At 46.1% G+C, this 14924-nt stretch carries 13 protein-coding genes; 1 reads left to right on the plus strand and 12 read right to left on the minus strand.

The features are described 5' to 3' along the window. Position 1 precedes the first annotated feature (1 nt). From ABJ081_11310 to panB, 5 genes are all read right to left on the minus strand, one after another. Positions 2 to 322 (minus strand): heavy metal-binding domain-containing protein, encoded by a 321-nt coding sequence (locus tag ABJ081_11310; GenBank protein ID MEP6357257.1) that lies wholly within the window; start codon positions 320 to 322, stop codon positions 2 to 4. 53 nt (positions 323 to 375) lie between these two features. Beyond that, complete coding sequence (locus tag ABJ081_11315) at positions 376 to 1908, minus strand: acyl-CoA carboxylase subunit beta (protein MEP6357258.1); 1533 nt, start codon at positions 1906 to 1908, stop codon at positions 376 to 378. Between the two features lie 123 nt (positions 1909 to 2031). Next, complete coding sequence (gene der, locus ABJ081_11320) at positions 2032 to 3381, minus strand: ribosome biogenesis GTPase Der (GenBank protein ID MEP6357259.1); 1350 nt, start codon at positions 3379 to 3381, stop codon at positions 2032 to 2034. A gap of 36 nt (positions 3382 to 3417) precedes the next feature. Further along, a complete protein-coding gene (locus tag ABJ081_11325; GenBank protein ID MEP6357260.1) occupies positions 3418 to 4089 on the minus strand; it encodes a tetratricopeptide repeat protein in 672 nt (223 codons plus the stop codon). 82 nt (positions 4090 to 4171) lie between these two features. After that, the gene (panB, locus tag ABJ081_11330; GenBank protein MEP6357261.1) at positions 4172 to 5011 is read right to left on the minus strand and encodes a 3-methyl-2-oxobutanoate hydroxymethyltransferase; all 840 of its coding nucleotides are present in this window, start codon (positions 5009 to 5011) and stop codon (positions 4172 to 4174) included. A gap of 72 nt (positions 5012 to 5083) precedes the next feature. Between panB and ABJ081_11335 the strand changes: the two genes are divergently transcribed. Next, positions 5084 to 5428 (plus strand): TraR/DksA C4-type zinc finger protein, encoded by a 345-nt coding sequence (locus ABJ081_11335; GenBank protein MEP6357262.1) that lies wholly within the window; start codon positions 5084 to 5086, stop codon positions 5426 to 5428. A gap of 18 nt (positions 5429 to 5446) precedes the next feature. Here the strand turns inward: ABJ081_11335 and ABJ081_11340 are convergent, their stop codons facing one another. The 7 genes from ABJ081_11340 to ABJ081_11370 form a co-directional block, all read right to left on the minus strand. Further along, positions 5447 to 6187 carry an SCO family protein gene (locus ABJ081_11340; protein ID MEP6357263.1) on the minus strand — a complete coding sequence of 247 codons (741 nt, stop codon included), beginning with the start codon at positions 6185 to 6187 and terminating at the stop codon, positions 5447 to 5449. Positions 6188 to 6215: 28 nt separating this feature from the next. Then, complete coding sequence (locus ABJ081_11345) at positions 6216 to 6779, minus strand: hypothetical protein (GenBank protein MEP6357264.1); 564 nt, start codon at positions 6777 to 6779, stop codon at positions 6216 to 6218. A gap of 2 nt (positions 6780 to 6781) precedes the next feature. Further along, entirely contained in the window at positions 6782 to 7249 is a 468-nt protein-coding gene (locus ABJ081_11350; GenBank protein ID MEP6357265.1) for a hypothetical protein, read from the minus strand. 203 nt (positions 7250 to 7452) lie between these two features. Next, positions 7453 to 10974: an indolepyruvate ferredoxin oxidoreductase family protein gene (locus tag ABJ081_11355; protein ID MEP6357266.1), complete on the minus strand. Its 3522-nt coding sequence runs from the start codon at positions 10972 to 10974 to the stop codon at positions 7453 to 7455. Between the two features lie 183 nt (positions 10975 to 11157). Further along, entirely contained in the window at positions 11158 to 11913 is a 756-nt protein-coding gene (locus tag ABJ081_11360; protein ID MEP6357267.1) for an SDR family NAD(P)-dependent oxidoreductase, read from the minus strand. Continuing rightward, positions 11910 to 12290, minus strand: a complete 381-nt coding sequence (locus ABJ081_11365) for a DUF393 domain-containing protein (GenBank protein MEP6357268.1) — start codon at positions 12288 to 12290, stop codon at positions 11910 to 11912. The genes ABJ081_11360 and ABJ081_11365 overlap by 4 nt, the downstream gene beginning before the upstream one ends. Before the next feature lie 43 nt (positions 12291 to 12333). After that, a complete protein-coding gene (locus ABJ081_11370) occupies positions 12334 to 14748 on the minus strand; it encodes an exopolysaccharide transport family protein (GenBank protein MEP6357269.1) in 2415 nt (804 codons plus the stop codon). Positions 14749 to 14924 lie beyond the last annotated feature (176 nt).

Genomic DNA, 14924 nt, shown 5'->3' on the forward strand with positions numbered 1-14924 from the left:
CTCAACGCAGTTTTACCGCCGTTCCATTCGCCGACACCATCAAGATGGAGCCCTTCTCGCCAATCACTTCATAATCAAGATCAACACCAATGACCGCATCGGCTCCAAGCTCATGTGCCTCAGTAATCATATCGTCCAGCGCGAATTGGCGCGCGTCTTTCAGCACCTTTTGATAGGAGCCCGCTCGACCACCGACGATATCGCGGATATTGGCAAAAAAGTCGCGAAACAGATTAGCGCCCAAAACCGCTTCTCCGCCAACAATGCCGATAATCTCAACCGTCTCGCGGTTTGGTACACTATTAGTCGTTGATACAATCATGATACACCCTCCTTAATTTTTGGACGTTGGTTTCAATGCTTGGAAACAAACTCTTAGAGCGGAATATTGTCGTGTTTTTTCCAAGGATTCTGCAAGTCTTTATCCCGCAGCATCTGGAGCGCTCTTGATATGCGCTTGCGGGTTGAATGAGGAAAGATCACCTCATCCACATAACCACGCTCAGCCGCAACAAAAGGAGACAAGAAACGCTCTTCATATTCAGCGGTTAGTTCCTCAATTTTGTCTTCATCAGCAATATGTTCACGATGAATAATCTCAACCGCACCCTTCGCGCCCATCACAGCAATCTGCGCCGATGGCCAAGCGTAGTTGATATCACCGCGCAAATGTTTCGATGCCATCACGTCATAAGCACCGCCGAAGGCCTTGCGTGTGATAACGGTAACCTTGGGAACCGTGGCCTCACTATAGGCAAACAGCAATTTCGCACCATGTTTGATCAAGCCGCCATATTCCTGTGCGGTGCCCGGCAAAAAGCCCGGCACATCGACGAAGGTGACGATAGGAATACCAAAGCAATCGCAAAAGCGCACAAACCGCGCCGCCTTGCGGCTTGCATCACTATCTAACACACCGGCCAGCACCATTGGCTGGTTGGCAACAAAACCAACGGTCTTGCCCTCTATGCGACCAAAACCTGTGACGATATTGCCTGCGAATTTTTCTTGTATTTCGAAGAAATCCTCTTCATCGACCACCTTCAAGATCAGTTCTTTGATATCATAGGGCTTATTCGCGCTATCAGGGATCAATGTATCGAGCGCCATATGAAGACGGTCGGGACTGTCGACCACATCAAGTTGTGGTACTTCATCTGTGTTTGAAAGTGGGAGAAAATCAATCAACCGCCGCATTTCAATCAGCGCGTCAACGTCATTATCAAACGCCCCATCCGAAATAGATGATTTTGTCGTATGAATAGATGCACCACCCAGCTCTTCGTGGGTGACGGTTTCATTGGTCACTGTTTTGACCACATCAGGACCGGTCACATACATATAACTCGTATCACGCACCATGAAGATGAAATCAGTCATTGCGGGCGAATAAACATCACCGCCAGCACAAGGGCCCATGATAAGCGATATCTGCGGTATCACGCCTGATGCCAGCACATTGCGCTGAAACACTTCAGCATAGCCGCCAAGGGCTGCAACGCCTTCTTGTATGCGCGCGCCACCCGCATCCATCAATCCAATAATCGGCGCACGGTTGCGCAGCGCCATATCTTGCAGTTTACATATTTTCTCTGCGTGGGCCTCAGAGAGCGATCCACCGAAAACGGTAAAATCCTTGGCAAAAACAAAAATCTTACGGCCATTGACCGTACCCCAACCGGTGACAACGCCATCTCCGGGAATTTTTTTATTCTCCATGCCAAAATCCGCAGAGCGGTGCTGCACAAACATGCCAAATTCTTCGAAAGAGCCTTCATCGAGCAAAAGATCAATACGCTCGCGGGCAGTCAGCTTGCCGCGCTCATGTTGTCTGGCAATGCGTTTTTCGCCACCACCTAACAGTGCAGTCTCGCGACGTTCTTCCAATTCGCTCAAAATATCACGCATTAAAATGCCCTCCCCGAACACAACAGACTATCCTGACTAAAGGCGTGACGCCATAATCACAATAGACCATTGTCGTAGATGGCATTGCAAAATGATTTTGCGCAAAATCGATTTATTACGGGGTTATTTGCGATCTGCGTAAGGATTATCGCCTTCACGCAAGATCAGCCGCAAAGGAATACCGGGCAATTTAAAATCTTCGCGGATAGCATTCAGCAAATAACGCTTATAGGATTCTGGAAAGGCATCCGCACGAGTACAAAAAATCACAAAGGTCGGCGGTCGCGATTTGGCTTGTGTTATATACCGAAGCTTCAAGCGCCTGCCAGCAACCGCAGGCGGTGGGTGATATTGGGTAATATCATCAAACCAACGATTCAGCTGTGACGTAGAAAGGCGAGTATTCCAAACATCATAGGTTGCGACCACGGCTTTCAAGAGTTTTTCCAGATTATGACCTGTGATACCGGATATAGGGATCATCGACACACCGCGCACCTGTGGCAAAAGCCGCTCACATTTCTCGCGCAGCATTTCCATTGTTTCCTGCCGGTCTTCAATCAGGTCCCATTTATTCAAGGCAATCACCAGCGAGCGTCCTTCCCGCACCACAAGATCGGCAAGCTGCAAATCCTGCTTTTCAAAAGGAATGGTCGCATCAAAGGTAACAACCACCACCTCGGCAAAGCGAATAGCGCGCAAACCATCTGCGACTGAGAGTTTTTCAAGCTTCTCATTCACCTTGGCTTTTTTACGAATGCCGGCTGTATCAAAAAGCTTAATGCGCCGGTCGTTCCATTCCCAGTCGATCGAAATGGAATCGCGCGTAATGCCCGCTTCCGGACCGGTTAAAAGGCGCTCTTTGCCCAAAAGTGTGTTGATGAGGGTTGATTTACCAGCATTAGGTCGCCCGATGACGGCAATTTTAAGTGGCTTATTTGGATCATCGAAGTCTTCTTCTTCATCGACCACAAGCTGCGCTGCATCAGAAAAAGGCTGTAACGCATCATAGAGTGAACCAAGACCTTCTCCGTGTTCTGCCGAAATAGCAACAGGGTCACCATAGCCGAGAGAAAAGGCTTCATAAGCCCCAAGCTCTGCGCGGCCTTCTGATTTATTGGCAAGAATGATAACGGGCTTTGACGAGCGACGCAGAAGTTGCGCAAAATGTTCATCCACCGGTGTCACACCTGCGCGCACATCAATCATAAACAAACACACATCCGCCTCTTCAATCGCGGCCTCAGTCTGCAGCCTCATACGGGCTTCAAGGCTATCCTCAGCCGCATCTTCAAGTCCGGCTGTATCAATGATGGTGAAAACTAAATCGCCAAGAGTTCCCTCACCCTCGCGCCGATCACGGGTAACACCAGGCGTGTCATCCACAAGCGCAAGTTTTCGCCCAACTAGACGATTGAAAAGGGTAGATTTACCCACATTGGGTCTACCGACAATCGCAATACTGAATGACATTGTTAAATCCTGAATAGCGACGCAAAATGCGTCCGCTTAACCTGCAGCTTGAATCTTACCACCTGCGCCGACAACCAATTCTTCAAGCAATTGCACACGCTGGCGCAAGCCTTGTGGAATATCAACCGCACGCTTCAACTCATATACCCATTTGGCTGCCTCATCCACACGCCCACCTTTCCATGCAGAAAGTGCCAAAGCTTCACGGGCCAAATGGCGCCACGGATTGTCATCACCAAGCAATGTTTCTGTGCGCTTTTTGACATCATCATAAGATCCAATATCAACAGTCGCAATGGCTGCTTGCAACCGCGCATAATCACGCAATTCTTCTGGTATTGAACCCTCATCAGCCAGAGCATCGAACGCCTTGATGGCAGTCGGCTTGTCACCGCCCCCCAAAACAGCTGCGGCCGCCTTAAACCTAGCCAAAATAGGATAACCACCAAAGCCATCCGCTTCTAGCTCTGACAAAAGCTTCTGACCACCATCGCGATCACCATCTTCTATCAATTGCAGGGCTTGAAGATATTTATCGCCGGATATCCCAGCTTGGCTATCAACCCAGTAAATATAATAGCGATATGCCGCTGTAGCCAAAACGACCAGCACAATACCGCCAATAAACAACTTGCCATAATTCTTCCAGATGTTGTGCATCCGGTCGTTGCGCAGTTCTTCGTCCACTTCACGAAAAAAATCACTCATTGCTTCACCTAGTCGGTCTGTTATCTAAAATGCTGCGCGACACTATTCATTGTGCACTCAAAAAGCAAACGCAGCTTCTATTTTATGAGCCTTTATTGCTCTTGTCTTGTTTCATCGCATATGTGTGCTCTTCGGCAGGAAAACTTTCATCCCGCACAGCATCCGCGAAAGAAGACACGCTTTCCTCAATATGCTCGCGCAATGAGCCGAATTTCTTCACAAATTTAGGCACCCAGTCAGAAAGACCCAGCATATCCTCAAGCACCAGTATCTGGCCATCACAATCAGATGATGCCCCAATGCCTATTGTAGGAATATCAACCGCGTTTGTCATCCGTTTTGCAAGCGGCGCCGCAACTCCTTCAACCACAACTGAAAAAGCACCTGCATCCGCGACAGCTTTCGCATCGGCCTCAAGCAGCGCCCATTCATCTTCCTCACGGCCCTGCACCTTAAAACCGCCCATTGTATTGAAACTTTGAGGGGTTAAGCCCACATGCGCCATGACCGGAATACCGCGATCGACCAGAAAGCGGATGGTATCAGCCATCAATGCCCCGCCCTCAAGCTTAATGGCTCCGCATCCAGTCTCTTTCATGATACGTGCCGCATTTCGAAAGGCAACTTGAGGGCTTTCTTCATAAGAGCCAAACGGCATATCAACCACAATCAATGCATGTTTTGAGCCGCGCATCACCGCGTGACCCTGCAGGATCATCATATCCACGGTCACAGGAATGGTTGTCTCCAGCCCATGCATCACCATACCAAGCGAATCCCCAACCAGAATAAAATCAACATGAGGATCGATAATCGTCGCAGTGTGGGCATGATAAGCAGTCAAAGAGACAATCTTCTTATTGCCTTTCATCTTTGAGATATCAATTGCAGCGCGACGGCGGATTTGGGTTTGAGTAGACATGTGCGTTTCCTAGGTGTCACAATGATTAAGTCACCCTTTTAAAGGGCGAGACATAAATAAGGAACCAATAAAATGGCTGCCGACTTGAAAACAGCACGCAAGCAGCTTGAACAAAAGCAGAAAGAGCTGATGGATTTACAAAAAATCTCCGAGCAAGATAGCAAACCGATTGAGCTCGATCAGCAGTCTGTTGGACGCCTTTCTCGCATGGACGCTATGCAGGGACAAGCCATGGCCCAAGAACAACAACGCCGCCGTCACTATGACCTCGTGCGTATCGAGGCTGCATTTCGCAGAATTGACGACGATGAATATGGCTATTGTCTAGAATGCGGAGAGGATATTGCTGATAAACGCCTACAAATCGATCCTATGGCCACTTTATGCATAAGCTGCGCTGCTTTAAACGAGCAGTAAGCTCACATCAAAGCCGGATCAACCATCCGTTTTTGTCAGGTATTTATTGATAATTTCAGCCATTTGAGGCGGACCAAGAATGGGCGGAACCAAGGTTTGGAATTTTCCATCCGGCCCCAAAAGATAGATGAAGCTGCCGTGATTATAAATCGCATTACCATCAATATCTTCACCCACATATTCTGTGCGCACCTGAAACTTTTTACGAACATCCGCAAGCGCGCCATCAGAGCCAGTCATACCAATAAGTGAGGCATGATATTCGGCCAGCTTTTCGCGCATGAAGCTCGGTGTATCGTTTTTAGGGTCCACCGTAATCATTAGTGGCACCAGTTTTTCTTTACCCACATCCCCCAATAGATCAATCGTATCTGCCATGAGAGGCAAAGCCGCAGAACAAATTGCAAGGCAATTGGCATAGCCAAAGAATATCATCACATGCTTGCCGCGATAATCTTCAAGCTGCTTTGGATCACCAAAGTGATCGATCAGATCGAAAGTACCACCAATATTTTCACCAAAGGGTGAAAAACCTTGTGGCAATTGAGAGTCAACCTTGGCCAATTGTGATTCCACACTGGATTCCACATTGGCAGGCTTAGATTCCACTGATTGCTCTTCAGGCTCAACCACGGCCACAGTTTCAAGTGATTTGGATTGTGCAACAGTAAGGTTTTCACTCGGATCAAGCGAAATAACCGCGCTGAAGCTCAGCGCGGCAAGTCCAATCATAACGCCCCCTAGAAGAAGTGATCTCAAAGAACGATTCCTTTAGGTTTCATACAGCTTAGTAGTTTTCTTTAATAAACGCTTTATCAGCGTCAGCGCCAAGCCCTAGATAGCCATCTTTTTCAAGTTGAGACAAGACACGTGGATCACGACGGAACCATGGACCCTTGCCACCAGCATCAGGATATTTTTCTTTCCACTTTTTGGTGTGGAGATTAGCTTTTGCCCACTCGCCACCTTCAGGTTTAATCAATTGAACCTGATAATATTTTGAGGGAACATTCTCACCGACCAAAAGACCGTCAACTTCAACATTTTTCCCACAAAAAGGGAGCAAATCGTCAACGCCACCATTAAACGAACCCTGGCCATTTTTATTAATCGGGATAAGTTTACCGTCAGTGGTAAGCAAGCCTATTTGGTAACTACCAGCACCGCAATTATCAGCGCATTTACCTGCGACTTCACAAAGCACATCAACAACTTTAGCTGAAAACCGTGCTTTTTCTTCACCGGTTAATTTCCAAGACTTTGCTTGGCTAGCACCATCATCGGCCATCACAGTAACGGGGGCATGAAATGGAAGTGAAGCGACCGCAAGGGCCAAAAGATACTTTTTCATAATTAACCTCCACGTGCTGATTTAGGAATGGCAAAGCCTGGAATAACACCAAACTCGTCATGCGATAGATTAGTAATGCCTGCGTTTGAAACAACCTTTTCAACAACAAGGTATTTAAATCCATCACGCTCATACAACAAAGCATCTGCTGTGATGACATCACTTTGGATATCAAGAACTGTTTCTGAGCCATCTGCAGTACCTGCACCTTCAACTTCAAGAACAAGATAAACCTCGCCCTCTTCCGTTAGAAGACCAACCGGTATGCCACCAGCCGCGCACCATACAGCGCAGGTGTGGTGTGCAGAACCAGTGGTTGATTCAGGACTACCCATGACACCGGAATAATAACACCATGTATCCATTATTTCGCCTGTTACAGTGACCCGTTGCGGATCCTGCGCGGCTTGTGCTGTAAGCCCGCTTAACAGTAGTGCTGCTATCGCTGCTGTCGTCTTCAAAAACTTCATTTCTGCCCTCCTTCATTAATCCAATATTTGATTTAAATGCGTGCAAACAATCTATTATCAAATAGACAAAATTGATTAATCACAAAACAAAATCAATAGCTCACATACAATCATCATTCTTAATAGAGAGTTTTGACCAAAGAATGATTATCGTCAACTGATGTTTCAATAATCATTTGAAAATTTAGTATAATAATAGCGCTTTAGATGGCTGGCTCACGAGTTTTTGAATTTTTAACTGATTCACGTGGTTTTGAATTTTTAATGGCAGGGTTTTTAAGCTGCTCCAACAGGAGCTTCCCGCGTGCCAGCGATTCGTAGGCTGCTTTTTCTTTCACAGGGCCAAAACCGCGAATCTGATCAGGTAAATCAGCAATCTCAACACCAATCATCTCATTCGCACGACGGATATTAACGAGCAGGGTTTTAATCGTCTTTTCATAGTCACGAATAAGATGCCTTTCCAATTTGCGCTCTTCTGAATATCCAAATGGGTCCAAGAAAGTACCCCGCAGCCCTTTGAATCGTTTTATAATTTTCAACCATCTCAACATCGACGGACCGTAAGCTTTTTTGGTGGGACGGCCTGTGTTTTTATCTATTTTATTGAAAATTGGTGGCGCAAAGTGAAAATTCAATTTTCCTCCTTGAGCAAAAGTCTCTTCAATCTGGCTGGTAAATTCTGGCGTTGTGTAAAGGCGTGCGACTTCGTATTCATCTTTATATGACAATAGCTTAGCGTAGTTTTTAGCGACAGTGACCGTGAGCTTATCACTCACCCCTGCATTGAGTGCTCCATCACGCACCTTAGCAATAAAGGTGCGATACCGTTTTGCCAAAGTGCTGTTTTGATAATCGGCCAAATGCTGGGCACGGTGCTCGATTATCTCATCTAGCGTTTCTGGTATGACCACTTCTTGCGGCAGCATTTTGCTCAGCAAAATTTTCAATTTCTCCGTATCATGCGCAAGAAGACGCCCCCACTGAAGCGCTGTCTTATTGGCATCGACAGCAACACCATTCAATTCGATAGCCCGTTCAATCGCAGCTAAACTGAGCGGCAATTGACCTTGTTGATACGCATAACCGAGCATCAAGATATTAGTCGCAATAAGATCGCCACAAGCAGCTTCAGCAATTTGGGTAAAGTTATGTGTAGAAATACGAGCACCAACGGCATCGCGTATTTTCTCCATCACCTCCCATTCGCGAAAATCAAAATCGCGATCACGAACAAACTCTTGTGTTGGCGTCATATGCGTATTGATGATACCTGACGTGACGTCTTTCTCACAAAGCACCACACCATCCAATGTACCGGCAACGACATTATCGGCCGCAATCAACAAATCAGCAGAGCCAGTTGTTAATCGCGCAGCCCTAATCTCGTCTGGCGACTCTGCAAGCCTGATATGACTGACAACTGCACCGCCCTTTTGAGCGAGACCAGCTATGTCCAAGACATTTGATGCTTTACCATCAAGGTGCGCCGCCATCCCCAAGATCGCACCGACAGTCAAAACACCCGTACCGCCAACACCTGTCACGGCAATATTATAGGGTTTATTCAGTACTGGTGATTTTTTAACCTCAGGAACAAATGAAAAATCGACATTGGAAATAGCTTGCTGTTTTTTCAGCTCGCCACCCTCAACGGTTACAAACGAAGGGCAAAAGCCATTTAAGCAAGAGAAATCTTTATTACAGACAGATTGATTAATTTTTCGCTTGCGCCCAAAGGCCGTTTCCAATGGCTCTATTGCCACACAATTGGACTGGGTCGAACAATCGCCACACCCCTCACAAACAGCTTGGTTGATGAAAACGCGCCGTGCGGGGTCTTGCATAAGCCCGCGCTTTCTGCGGCGGCGTTTTTCAGCAGCACAGGTTTGATCGTAAACAATCACCGTACAACCAGAAACACCGCTTAAATCCTTCATCGCAGCATCCAGCGTATCTCGATGCCCAATGATAACATCAGGTGCTAAATCACCTTTCTTATAACGCTCAGGCTCATCCGTGATGAGGTAGATTTTTTTGACGCCCTCTTGGTACATTAGATGTGTAATTTTTTCAGGCGACAGATTGCCATCAACTGACTGACCACCGGTCATAGCAACCGCATCATTATAAAGCAGTTTATATGTAATATTAGCGCCACTGGCGACCGCTTGACGGATAGCAAGAGAGCCCGAATGAAAATATGTTCCATCGCCCAAATTAGCGAAAACATGATTTTCCTCAGTGAAGGGAGCAGTCCCCGTCCACGCAACACCCTCACCCCCCATATGGCTAAAAGTATCGGTATTGCGATCCATCCAAAGGGTCATGAAATGGCATCCGATCCCCGCAAGCGCACGGCTACCATCTGGTACTTTTGTCGATGTATTATGGGGGCAGCCAGCGCAAAAATAAGGCGTGCGCTGCGCTGCAGGCACATGCTTCTCGCGCATAAGACGCCTGTGTTCAAACCAATCGAGACGGCGCTCAATGTGATTTTTGAAATCATCATCCAGATCATATTCCATCAGCCGGTCGCAAATGGCACGGGCAATATTGCCAATGCTCAGCACCTGATCCAGTGGCAGTACCGGCTTATCCTTCTCATCAAGTTTACCGATAATACGAGGGCGTACATCTGCCCGCCAGTTGAAAAGTTGTTGCTTTATCTGATTTTCAATAATCTCACGACGCTCTTCCACGACCAAGATTGTATCAAGACCATCTGAGAAATGTCGAACACCTTCAGGCTCTAGTGGCCACGGCATACTGACTTTATAAACCCGCAGCCCAATCTGTTCTGCCGTTGCGTCATCAATTTCCAACTCACGTAAGGCTTGGCGCACATCTTCGTAGGATTTACCCGATGCAATGATACCAAGGCGCGCTTTCTTCGAGTCCATGGTCACACGATCAAGCTTATTCGCCCTCGCCCATGCAATAGCCGCGCTGGCTTTATACTCTTGCAATCTGCTATCTTGCGACCAACGGTCATCGGGCCAGCGTATATTTAATCCGCCCTCAGGCATCTCAAAATCGTCAGGCTTCACAAAGATCCGCTTTTCGCCAGCAAGGTCAATGACGCCCGTTGTTTCAACGGTATCGGCAAGAACTTTCATAGCAGACCAGCAACCAGAATAACGAGACATCGCAATCCCTGCGAGGCCAAGCTCAAGAAATTCGCTGGTGGTCGAAGGGTATAGCAACGGCATGATAGCGTTCATAAACGCATGGTCTGATTGATGCGGCAATGTCGAAGATTTAGCGCCATGATCATCACCAGCCAACGCCAAAACACCACCATGCTTTGCAGTACCTGCCGCATTAGCATGTTTAAAAACATCACCACAGCGGTCAACGCCTGGCCCTTTGCCATACCAGATACCAAAAACGCCATCACGCTTAGCGCCAGCCGACAAATGCAACTGCTGCGTGCCCCAAATAGCAGCCGCAGCCAATTCTTCATTCACACCGGGTTGAAACTTTATGTCAGCCTTTTTAAGCCAGCTCGAGGCCTGCACCAATTGCTGATCATAAGCCCCAAGTGGTGACCCACGATAGCCAGAAATAAACCCAGCGGTTTTCAAACCTGCAGCTCGATCACGTTTAATTTGCGTCATAGGTAGCCGAGTAAGCGCCTGCAAGCCGCTCATGAAAACCTGGCCAGATTCAGCTGCATATTTATCGTCTAATGTAACATCAGCATTTACAAGTTCGTGTTTCACAAAAACTCACTCTCAAAGCAGTATAGCAATTTGAAAATTAAAATATTTTTAGTCAGCAATACTGACCTACTTATCTTCAATTAATAGATCAAGTTGTAACCCATTGCAAAAAGATCATCATATTAATCTTAAATTTAGTCAGCTAAGCGCCAATATTTTATAGCAACCCAAAACAAGAACAACTTATGGAGCAATCAAATGGCCATCCCAAGCGAATTGATGGCCACTGCTTTCTGCCTCTAATCCATTCAAAACATTAAGCATGGAAAGCGCGGATTTTTGCGGCTCAAACAATTTGCCATTGGGCACATTCCCTTGAAATGGCTTTGATAATCCTGTGTTGACCGTGCCGGGATGAAGGCTAACACAAAGCGCTTGCGGTTTCTTTCTTTTCAGTTCAATGGAAGCGGTGCGGATCATTTGATTAAGGGCTGCTTTTGACGAGCGATATGAATACCAGCCCCCTATTTTATTATCTGTGATAGAGCCAACGCGCGCAGAGATCACCGCAAAGGCGCTTTTCTTATCACCCGCAAGCTTGTGTAAAAAATGCTTAGCAATGAGCATCGGGCCAATTGCGTTGATGCGATAAATCAATTGTGCTGCTTGTGGATCAAAAGCCCGCCAACTTTTTTCAGGTTTTATTAAAGCGCCATTATCTGCGGTGTCATGCAAAAGCCCTGTTGCGATAAATACAATATTGACAGGATCACTAACGATATCCGCCGCGCGTTCGATACTATCCTCATCGAGAAGGTCGAAGCTTTCATATATGACATCATCAATTATTGTTTGAGGCTGAGAGCGAGAAAATGCCGTGATATTTGTGACGTTCTCACAGTCCGCAAACAGCTGAACGATTGACGTACCAATTCCACCGCTTGCGCCAAAAACGACCACATTTAATTCACGCCCAAAGGAAGACAAATCAAGCGTCATTTAATTCCATCATGCTTACGCTTTCCAAATAGCCACTGAATAGCTGGTCGTATTGTCAAAAACTTATCGTATCCAACATTGGCAATTTTGACCATAAATGGCGGTTTAAATAACCAAGCCAACCATTTAAATCCGGGTGTTTTTTCCCAAAGCGCAATAAAAGCCTCACCACCGTCAATCAACGTACCGTCAGCTTGACGAACGTGGAAGCGTGCCATTGCTCTTGATTGATCGAGATCATCATCTGCATAGTCAACAGTAGACACATCAATAAAAGCCACATCTGTCGACTTACTATTTTTATAAATAGCAATCTCCCGTACGCAAAGCGGACAGGAACCGTCAAAATAAACAGTCGTTTGATCTGAAGTATTCATACATCAAACATAGTGCAAAAATATTCAAAGAAAAGTCTGCCCCTTAGGCAGCACTAACAATATCTTTATCGTCAAAATAGACGAACATTGAATGTGCAGGTACATCACCTATTTGCTCACTGAGCAAATCAGCAATATGACGGCGCGAAAGCGGCACGCCAACGGCAAATAACAACATATCAGAACGGTTCTTCATATCTTCGAAATAAGCCGAAGATATTCCCTCTTCCATGTGCAAAACGGTGACATCGTAATTTTGCAATAAAACATCCAAAATATCTTCAAGATGCTGTAAATTTAAGTCGTCAGAATCAAGCTCCATTGTTCCCTTAGCGATCAAGTCAACAGAAGACGCTGGATCGGAAAAAACAACCTCATTCAGTGGCACCTGCCCTGCCATAACATCGGTAATACCTGCCAAGGGTGGTTCATCATCAAAATCTACATTCGTGGTATCAACAAAAACGACTCTCTTGTCCTGCTTTCCTATTGAACGGGCAAGCTCAAGAGCCATATCTGCACAGCTAAACTCATTGAAAACTGGCAAAACCACAATTTGTTCAAGCTGATAACGATCAATAGCTGAAATTGCATCCTCAAAATTATATAGATCTGTTTCTTTAGACTTGTGTGCTGTTTTCATTGTCAAATGAGTTGGTTCAACAGATGTTTCACTCTGGTCTTCACTCAAAGACATTGCTTCAGGAGTGTCAGAAGCGAGATCAACTTTATTGCTATGCTTTAACCGGCTAGCTATCCTCTCAGAAGAACTCATTTCAGGCGCACTGTGGGTTTCTTGAGCAATTGGAACATCAAGATCAGATTGCGTTTCAATTTGAGTCTCTGATGCAATCATTGCTGCAGGTTCATCAGCAACACCTTGAGAAGCTTGGTGGCGCGAAGCGCGCTCCGATAAGGTCGCAGCTAAAGGCGCGTTATTAGCATGATCATCATCACCATATGATTTATTATTGGCGTCTTTTTTATCAGCGTCAGCTAGTATTTCATGATCAATACGCTCTTCATCGCGATAAGGTCTATTGGTGCCAGCAGTAATACCACGACCAGACAACAATTCGCCCATCAAAACAAACAAACTTGCAAGGAACCCACCCGCAAATCCCGCAACCGCAAGAGTTGGAACAGTTTTTGGAAAATGCGTTTTAACTGGAACACTTGCTTTAGAAATTACACGAGCATTAACCGGCAAAAGGTCTGAGTTTTGACGAGCAGTAGACTCACGAAATCTATTCAAATATGTCTCGAGCAATTCACGCTGTGAGCGAGCATCACGCTCTAAAGCACGCAGCTTAATCTCTTGCTCATTGGCGCGGCCTGTAGCGACCTTCAAACGAGCGACTTCTTCCTCAAGTTCCTGTTGGCGGACTTTCGCAACCTCTGCGTCTCCTTCCAAAGCACGTGCGATCAGCAAAGCCTGACTAGCAATCTCTCTCTCAAGGTCACTTAGCTGCGAACGAGCAGCTTGCACCTGAGGGTGACTTGGTAGCAATGATGTTTGAAGGTCAACAATCCGCGCCCTCAAGGTAACTTGTTGCTCACGCAATCGCTGAATAAGCGGCGAGCCTTGAACATCAGAAGATATATCCAATGCCGCACCTGAACGAATAAGGCGGCGGATTTGATCGGATTTCGCCTCTGCTTCTGCCCGTTGCGCACTCACATCACTCATTAGAGTCAACGTCTCGCTCAACTGTTGTTTTGTAATAGTAGAATCATCATCGGCACCAATCAAATCGGCACTAGAACGAAACTCTTCAACTTCCTGCTCAGCGACTGAAACCTTCGCCCGCAGATCATCAATCTCTTTTTCCAAAAACTGCGACGCATCTTTTGCACGGTTACCACCATCGAGACGCTGTGTTTGAATATATTCGGTGGAAATAGCATTGGCTATATCAGCCGATAGAACAGGATCTTGTGTTATGACCTCAACAGAGACGACACGAGAATCCCCTACGGGATAAACAGAAAGCTTATCCGCGAGCTTCGACAGAACGCGCCTCTCGCGCGTGTCATTCAAACTATCTGATCCAAGACCTAATAAAGACAGAAAACTAGAAATCGGATTTTCGCCACCGTTTAGCAATGAATTAAATTCAGGATTCTCATCAAGTTTCAGCTTCTTTGCCACTTCACCCAAAATACTACGTGACTGCAATACTTCAACCTGGCTTGCCACTGTCAAAACATCGAAGTCCTGGCTTGCTGCAATATTTTGCTCATCATTAGGGCGTGTGAAAACCGTCTCACGCTTCTCAATCAAAAGGCGCGCATCAGTTTTAAATACGGGATCAACAACAAAAAGAAAGGCAATAGCTAAGACTAGACCAACAAGCGTCCAAAAAATAATCCACCCTTTCTTGCGCCACAAAACAAGCATGAGCGATCCGACATCAATTTCTGTGTCTTGGTTTTGGTTTTCAGTATATAGACTCATCGCCACCATTCCATTTCATAGCATCACTACTATTCATCACAATTATGGTAACTGTTTGGTTAATTTTTATATATTAGGCCTGATTTAGGGCACCGCGACATTTATACTTTGTTAATATAAAATTACGCAGAAACTACATTAGTTTTACTTTCGATTAACTATGATTGTTCATAACA

The organism is Hyphomicrobiales bacterium (assembly GCA_039989895.1).
Lineage (GTDB): Bacteria > Pseudomonadota > Alphaproteobacteria > Rhizobiales > JACESI01 > JACESI01.

Bases quoted from the DNA above. Each gene is read 5' to 3' on its own strand.
- ABJ081_11310 (MEP6357257.1), bottom strand. From the start codon at position 322: ATGATTGTATCAACGACTAATAGTGTACCAAACCGCGAGACGGTTGAG.
- ABJ081_11315 (MEP6357258.1), bottom strand. From the start codon at position 1,908: ATGCGTGATATTTTGAGCGAATTGGAAGAACGTCGCGAGACTGCACTG.
- der (MEP6357259.1), bottom strand. From the start codon at position 3,381: ATGTCATTCAGTATTGCGATTGTCGGTAGACCCAATGTGGGTAAATCT.
- ABJ081_11325 (MEP6357260.1), bottom strand. From the start codon at position 4,089: ATGAGTGATTTTTTTCGTGAAGTGGACGAAGAACTGCGCAACGACCGG.
- panB (MEP6357261.1), bottom strand. From the start codon at position 5,011: ATGTCTACTCAAACCCAAATCCGCCGTCGCGCTGCAATTGATATCTCA.
- ABJ081_11335 (MEP6357262.1), top strand. From the start codon at position 5,084: ATGGCTGCCGACTTGAAAACAGCACGCAAGCAGCTTGAACAAAAGCAG.
- ABJ081_11345 (MEP6357264.1), bottom strand. From the start codon at position 6,779: ATGAAAAAGTATCTTTTGGCCCTTGCGGTCGCTTCACTTCCATTTCAT.
- ABJ081_11350 (MEP6357265.1), bottom strand. From the start codon at position 7,249: ATGAAGTTTTTGAAGACGACAGCAGCGATAGCAGCACTACTGTTAAGC.
- ABJ081_11360 (MEP6357267.1), bottom strand. From the start codon at position 11,913: ATGACGCTTGATTTGTCTTCCTTTGGGCGTGAATTAAATGTGGTCGTT.
- ABJ081_11365 (MEP6357268.1), bottom strand. From the start codon at position 12,290: ATGAATACTTCAGATCAAACGACTGTTTATTTTGACGGTTCCTGTCCG.
- ABJ081_11370 (MEP6357269.1), bottom strand. From the start codon at position 14,748: ATGAGTCTATATACTGAAAACCAAAACCAAGACACAGAAATTGATGTC.